Source organism: Nocardiopsis halophila DSM 44494, assembly GCF_000341245.1.
GTDB lineage: Bacteria > Actinomycetota > Actinomycetes > Streptosporangiales > Streptosporangiaceae > Nocardiopsis_A > Nocardiopsis_A halophila.
In genome coordinates this window covers 1-6,493 of record NZ_ANAD01000002.1, presented here as the reverse complement: position 1 = coordinate 6,493, position 6,493 = coordinate 1, and the positions used below count along the sequence as shown (strand labels likewise).

At 74.9% G+C, this 6,493-nt stretch carries 6 protein-coding genes and 1 pseudogene; 4 read left to right on the top strand and 3 right to left on the bottom strand.

Annotation, left to right across the window (positions count from 1 at the left end; translation table 11 throughout):
• Positions 1–559: 559 nt before the first annotated feature.
• Complete coding sequence (locus D450_RS0100185) at positions 560–1,474, bottom strand: CAP domain-containing protein (protein ID WP_152520765.1); 915 nt, start codon at positions 1,472–1,474, stop codon at positions 560–562.
• 34 nt (positions 1,475–1,508) lie between these two features.
• Between D450_RS0100185 and recO the strand changes: the two are divergent.
• From recO to D450_RS0100165, 4 genes and pseudogenes are all read left to right on the top strand, one after another.
• Positions 1,509–2,380, top strand: a pseudogene (gene recO / locus D450_RS29080) (DNA repair protein RecO).
• Positions 2,377–3,252, top strand: a complete 876-nt coding sequence (locus D450_RS0100175; protein WP_017536659.1) for an isoprenyl transferase — start codon at positions 2,377–2,379, stop codon at positions 3,250–3,252. Before recO ends, D450_RS0100175 begins: the two are co-directional and overlap by 4 nt.
• Positions 3,249–4,076 (top strand): SGNH/GDSL hydrolase family protein, encoded by an 828-nt coding sequence (locus D450_RS0100170; protein WP_017536658.1) that lies wholly within the window; start codon positions 3,249–3,251, stop codon positions 4,074–4,076. The genes D450_RS0100175 and D450_RS0100170 overlap by 4 nt, the downstream gene beginning before the upstream one ends.
• A 165-nt stretch (positions 4,077–4,241) precedes the next feature.
• Positions 4,242–5,039, top strand: coding sequence for an SGNH/GDSL hydrolase family protein (locus D450_RS0100165; RefSeq protein WP_017536657.1), 798 nt, complete (start codon positions 4,242–4,244; stop codon positions 5,037–5,039).
• A 240-nt stretch (positions 5,040–5,279) separates the two neighbouring features.
• Here the strand turns inward: D450_RS0100165 and D450_RS0100160 are convergent, their stop codons facing one another.
• On the bottom strand, positions 5,280–5,666 hold the full coding sequence (locus D450_RS0100160) for a Fur family transcriptional regulator (RefSeq protein WP_017536656.1): 387 nt from the start codon (positions 5,664–5,666) through the stop codon (positions 5,280–5,282).
• Positions 5,663–6,493, bottom strand: an 831-nt coding sequence (locus D450_RS29075) for a metal ABC transporter permease (RefSeq protein WP_017536655.1), incomplete at its 5' end; no start/stop codon positions are given. The genes D450_RS0100160 and D450_RS29075, both read right to left, overlap by 4 nt.

The window sequence follows — 6,493 nt, the reverse complement described above, 5'->3', positions numbered from 1 at the left end:
AGCAGCCCTGAGCGGGGCACCTGCCGGGCCGTCTTTGCCGCTGTTCCGGGAGCGTGAGAGGCCGGGCGGTCGACGAGCAGGGCCGGGGAACCGCCGCGCCTTGTCGTTGTTGCCCGTCTCCCTGCGCTGAAGCGACCCGCCACCCGGCAAGCATCCCTGAGCGGGGTACCTGCTGAGCCGTCGTTGCTGTTCATCGCCGGTACCGGCCGTGCGCGGGCATCCGGCCGCGGCGAGTGAGCGGGGCACCAGCCGTGCCGTCGCCGCTGCTCATCGCCGGGGCCGCAGAGACCTCGCGGCCGACCGGCAGCACCGCGGAACCGCCCCGTTTCGTCGTTGCCGCCATCTCCCTGGCACCCCGGCCGCCCGCCGCCCGGCAAGCAGCCCTGAGCGGGGCACCAGCCGTCCTGTCGTCGCCCTCCACCTCGCTCGACCGGCGGCGGCCCGCCGCCCGGCCGGGGTGCTGAAGCGGGGTACCTTCCGTGCCGCCTCGCCGAGGCGCCGGGCTGTGGGGAAGTGGGGAAGTCCGGAACCACTGCGGCGCGGACCGGCGGCGTCGGCGTCAGGAGTAGCCGAAGTTCTGGGTCCAGTAGCCGTCGACCTCGCCGACACCGATGGTCGTGAAATCGCAGTTGAGGATGTTCTTGCGGTGGCCCTCGCTGTTCATCCAGCCGTCCATGACCGCCTCGGCCGAGGTGTAGCCCGCGGCCACGTTCTCCCCGCCCCAGGCGGTGTGGCCGGCCTTCTCGGCCCGCTCGGCGGGGCCCACGCCCTCGGGCGTCTCGTGGGCCATGTAGTCGCGCCGCGCCATGTCCGCGCTGTGGTCCTCTGAGGCCCGGGTGAGCTTGGCGTCGACCTGAAGGGGGCCGCACCCGGCGTCCGCGCGCTCATCGTTGGTCAGCGCCACCACGCCGCCGCTCGCCGCGGATCCCGCGGCGGAGGGGCCGGAGGACGAACCGCCGGAGCTCCCCGAGTCCTCGGAGCCCCCGGAACCGCCGGAGGAACCGGACGAGGAGCCCTCGCGGTCGCCGTCGCCGCCGTCGGCGGGCTCCTCGGAGGGGCGGACGCTGTCCTCGCCGGAGGCCGAGCCCTCGGCCGGGCCGTCCCCGCCGTTCGCGCCGTCCGAGCCGGCCGTCCCGCCGCCGTCGGCGCCGCCCTGGGTGTCCGGGTCCTGCCCGGACCCGGCGAAGAAGTCGTCCGCGGCGGGCGGAAGGCCGTTGTCGGCCCCGGCGCCTGCGCCGGGTGCGGTGGCCTGCGAGGTGAGTCCCGGCCCGGCCGAGGTGGCCAGCACCAGCGCGGCGGCCGTTCCCAGGCCGACCGGGAGCGCCAGCACCGACGCCAGCAGCACACGGCGTCCGGTGCGCGGTGTGCGCCCGGCCGCGGTGCGGCGCGGGGCGCGCTCCGGGGCGCGGTGCGGATCGCGGGCGCGGCGGTCGCGGCCCCCGCGGGGGCCGTGCCTTCGGCGTCCTCGTCCCATCGGGTCCTCCCGTCGATCGGGTGGGTAGCGGGGTGTGCGTGATCGTAGAGCAATATTCCCGATTTGCCGATATGGAGGGGGTTTCCGCAGGTTGCGGGGGTTGTCGCCGAGGGGGCGCCGGCCCGGCCGGCGGGGCGCTCTGCGCGTGTGGGCCCATCCGGTCGGTCGGGGGCCGTGCATCCGCGACAATGGGAAGGTGAGCCTTTACCGCGACGAGGGGGTCGTCCTCCGCACCCAGAAGCTGGGGGAGGCCGACCGCATCGTGACCCTGTTGACCCGGCGCACCGGGCTGGTGCGCGCGGTCGGCAAGGGGGTGCGGCGCACCAAGTCGCGCTTCGGGGCCCGGCTGGAGCCCTTCAGCCACGTCGACGTGCAGCTCTACACCGGGCGCACCCTCGACGTGATCACCCAGGCCGAGACGCTGCGCCCCTACGGTGAGCGCATCGTCGCCGACTACGCCCGCTACACCGCCGCCACCGCGATGCTGGAGACGGCGGAGAAGGTGGTCGCCGTCGAGAAGGACCCGGCGCTGCGCCAGTTCCTCCTGCTCATCGGCGCGCTGCGTACGCTGGGCGAGGGGGTGCACGAGCCCCGTCTGGTGCTCGACGCCTACCTGCTGCGGTCGCTGGCCGTCGCCGGGTACGCGCCCGCGCTNGCGGCGCCGAGCCGCGCGGGTTCGCCGTGCACGCCGGGGGAGCGGTGTGCGGGGTGTGCCGCCCGCACGGGTCGGTCAACCCCGCCCCGGAGACCTTCGGCCTGATGGCGGCGCTGCTCGGCGGGGACTGGCCGACGGCCGACGCCAGCACGGAGCGGCACCGGAGCGAGTGCAGCGGCCTGGTCGCCGCCTACCTGCAGTGGCACCTGGAAAACGGAATCCGATCCCTGCGCCTAGTGGAGCGTTCGTGAGCCTGTTCAACCCGTCCGCGTCCAAGTCCGGCCGGGGCTATGCGCCCCCGTCGCCGCACCCCAGCGGGGCGCGTCCGCCGGTACTGCCCAAGGCCGTGGTCCCCAAGCACGTCGCCATCGTCATGGACGGCAACGGCCGCTGGGCCAAGGAGCGGGGCCTGCCCCGCACCGACGGGCACAAGGCGGGTGAGGGGTCCCTGTTCGACGTCGTCGAGGGGGCCCTGGAGATGGGCATCCCCTACCTGTCGGCGTACGCCTTCTCCACCGAGAACTGGAAGCGCTCGCCCGAGGAGGTGCGCTTCCTCATGGGCTTCAACCGCGACGTCATCCGCCGCCGCCGCGACGAGCTGAACGCCATGGGCGTGCGGGTCCGCTGGGCCGGGCGCCGCGGGCGGCTGTGGAAGAGCGTCATCTCCGAGCTCGAGGAGGCCGAGGAGATGACCCGCGACAACACCGCGCTGACCCTGCAGTTCTGCGTCAACTACGGCGGCCGCGCCGAGATCGTGGACGCCGCCGCCGAACTGGCGCGCGCCGCGGCCGAGGGGCGGATCGACCCCGCCAAGATCTCCGAGTCCGACTTCGCCGCCCGGTTGGACGAGCCCGGGGTGCCCGACGTCGACCTGTTCCTGCGCTCCTCGGGCGAGCAGCGCTTCTCCAACTTCCTGCTCTGGCAGTCGGCCTACGCCGAGTTCGTCTTCCTGGACACGCTCTGGCCCGACTTCGACCGCCGCCACCTGTGGCACGCCTGCGAGGTCTACGCCTCGCGGGACCGCCGCTACGGCGGAGCCGAGCCCAACCCGCTGCCCGGGCCCTCCGGTGCGGCGGAGCCGGACGCCGCCGGAGCCGCGAAGCCGAAGGAGGAGGCCGAATGAGCGGGAACGACGAGGCCGCCGGGACGGCGGCGGGGCTGCTCGCGCGCTCGCCGCTGACCTACGTGGCGGTCGGGGACAGCTTCACCGAAGGGGTCGGCGACCCCGGCGCCGACGGCGCCTTCCGCGGCTGGGCCGACCGGTTCGCCGAGCACCTGGCCGGCGCGGTGCCCGAGGTGCGCTACGCCAACCTGGCGGTGCGCGGCAAGCTCATCCGGCAGATCGTGACCGACCAGCTCCCGCGCGCGCTGGAGCTGGAGCCGGACCTGGTCACCCTGTGCGCCGGCGGCAACGACGTGCTGCGCCCCGGCGCCGACCCCGACGCCCTGGCGCGGATCCTGGAGCACGCCGTGCGCCGGCTGCGGGCCCAGGGCGCCGAGGTGGTGCTGTTCACCGGGGTGAACGTCTCCGGCGGCTATATGCGGGCCCGGATCGGGCACTTCGCGCGCTTCTACCTGAACATCCGCTCGATCGCCGACCGGCACGGCTGCCACGTGGTCGACCAGTGGTCCATGGCCGCGCTCACCGACCCGCGGGCCTGGGACGACGACCGCCTGCACATGTCGCCCGAGGGGCACCGGCGCCTGGCGCTGAAGGTGTGCGCGGTGCTCGGCGTCCCGGCCGAGGGGTCCGGGGACGAGCCGTGGCCCCCCGCCCCGGCCGCCGAGGGCCGCGCCGAGGCGGCGCGGGAGAACGTGCGCTGGGCGCGGGAGTTCCTGGTGCCGTGGGTGGGGCGGCGGCTGACCGGCCGCTCCTCCGGCGACGGCGTGCGGCCCAAGCGCCCCGACGCGCTGCCGCTGCGGCCGCAGTCCCCCGCCGACCGCTGAGCGCGGGATCGGCGGCTCAGGGGCGCGCTCGGCGGTGCGCCCGGCCGAGCCCGTGACGCACCGTGACCGGGCGAGTGGATCGGGGACCGTGACGGCCGTTACAAATGGGCGCTGACTCGTAACCTACTGTCGCGTAACCAGGGGTCCGAGGGGCATCATCGAGCCATGAGCGGCTTCGAGACTGGGCAGGACATCATCTCCTATGTGGCCCTCGGTGACAGCTTCACCGAGGGCCTGGACGATCCCTATCCGGACAGCGACCGCACGCCCAACGGCCGCTTCCGCGGCTGGGCCGACCGGTTGGCCGAGCACCTGGCGCAGGCGGGGCCGGAGGTGCGCTACGCCAACCTGGCGGTGCGCGGCAAGCTCGTCCGGCAGATCGTGCGCGACCAGCTGCCGCGCGCGGTCGAGCTCCGGCCGGACCTGGTGACCCTGTGCGCCGGCGGCAACGACATCATCCGCCCCGGCGGCGACCCGGACCAGGTCGCCGAGGTCTTCGAAGGGGCGGTGCAGCGGCTGCACGCCACCGGCGCCCACGTGGTGCTGTTCACCGGCATGGACACCGGGTTCCAGCCGGTCATGCGGCACCTGCGGGGCAAGGTGGCCACCTACAACATGCACCTGCGGGCGATCGCCGACCGCTACGACTGCACCGTGGTGGACCTGTGGGCGATGCGGATGCTGCAGGACCCGCGCGCCTGGAGCTGGGACCGGCTGCACCTGTCCCCGGAGGGCCACCGCCGGCTGGCGCTGCGCACGGCCGAGCTGCTCGGCCTGGAGGTCGAGCCGGGGTGGGACGCCCCGTGGCCGCCCGAGGCCCCCAAGGACTGGCGCGCGGCCCGGCAGGAGGACCTGCACTGGGCGCGGGAGTTCCTGGTGCCCTGGATCGGGCGGCGGCTGACCGGCCGCTCCTCCGGCGACGGCCTCACCCCGAAGCGCCCGGACCTGGAGCCGCTGCGCTAGAGGGCGCCTCCCGGGACGGGCCCTCCGGCGCGGCGGTCCGGGCACACCCCGCCGTGTTCCCATCAGTCGGCGGCGCGCCCCGGCCCGCTCCCGCGCCTCGGGGAGCACAGCGGCCTCGCGATGACCGCGCCTGGAGGCCGCTCGCTACGGACCCGACCCGGGAAAGACCCCTGGGCCCGTAGAACCGGCGAGGGGCGTGCTCCGAACGGAGCACGCCCCTCGCCGGTTCTGAGCGGCCTCTCAGGCGCGGCCGCGCGCGGAGCAGTCGGCGCAGGTGCCGAAGACCTCGACGGTGTGCGTCACGTCGGTGAACCCGTGCTGGGCGCCCACCGACTCGGCCCACTTCTCCACGGTCGGGCCCTCCACCTCCACCGCGCGGCCGCAGGTCCGGCAGACCAGGTGGTGATGGTGGGCGTCGGTGACGCAGGCGCGGTACACCGCCTCGCCCTCGTCCGTGCGCAGGACGTCCACCTCACCGGAGTCGCTCATCGCCTGCAGAGCCCGGTAGACGGTGGTCAGGCCGATCTTCGACCCCTCGGCGCGCAGGTCGGCATAGAGGTCCTGCGCGCTGCGGAACCCGCTGGCCTCGTTCAGGGCCTGCTTGACGGCCTCGCGTCGTGTACTCACCTGGATACGCTCCCCCGTTCGGTCTGGGGCATCGTACCGACCGTACCGGCGCCGTCCGTCCCGGGGGAGGACCCGGCCGCGCGCACGCGCGCCCGCCCGGTCGCGGCGCGCACCGCGTACCCGCCCGCCACCGCGGCGGCGAACACCGCCAGCGCCAGGAGCACGATGGCCGCGCCCGGCGCCACGTCCACATAGAACGCCCCGGTCAGCCCGCCCAGGGCGCTGAGCAGGCCGATCGCCATGGCCAGCAGCGCGGTCACCCGGAAGCTGCGCGCCAGCTGCTGTGCGGCGGCCACCGGGACCACCATGAGCGCGCTGACCATGAGAACCCCCACCACGCGCATGGACACCACCACGGTCAGCGCGGCGGTGACCGCGATCACCAGGCTCAGCAGGCGCACGGGCAGCCCCGCGGCGCGGGCCGTGTCCTCGTCCTGGCACAGCACGAACAGCTCCCGCCAGAAGAAGCCGACCACCGCGAGCACCACGGCGGCCAGGGCGACCACCACCGCCACGTCCTCCTCGCCGACGCTGCTGACCGACCCGAAGAGGAAGCCGGTCAGGGTGGCGCTGTTGGCGCGCGGGGCCAGGCCGATCAGCAGCACGCCCCCGGCGATGCCGCCGTAGAACAGCAGGGCCAGCGCGACGTCGCCGCCGGTGCGGGCGCGCACCCGGATCAGCTCGATGGCGGCGGCGCCCGCCACCGACACCGCCAGGGCGGTCAGCAGGGGCGAGGTCTGGGTCAGGTACCCCAGCGCGACGCCGGTCAGCGCGACGTGGCCGATGCCGTCGCCGAGCAGCGCCAGGCGCNCGCTGGACCAGGAACA

Coding starts and splice junctions, on each gene's coding strand:
- D450_RS0100185 (WP_152520765.1), bottom strand. CDS start 1,474: ATGGGACGAGGACGCCGAAGGCACGGCCCCCGCGGGGGCCGCGACCGC.
- D450_RS0100165 (WP_017536657.1), top strand. CDS start 4,242: ATGAGCGGCTTCGAGACTGGGCAGGACATCATCTCCTATGTGGCCCTC.
- D450_RS0100170 (WP_017536658.1), top strand. CDS start 3,249: ATGAGCGGGAACGACGAGGCCGCCGGGACGGCGGCGGGGCTGCTCGCG.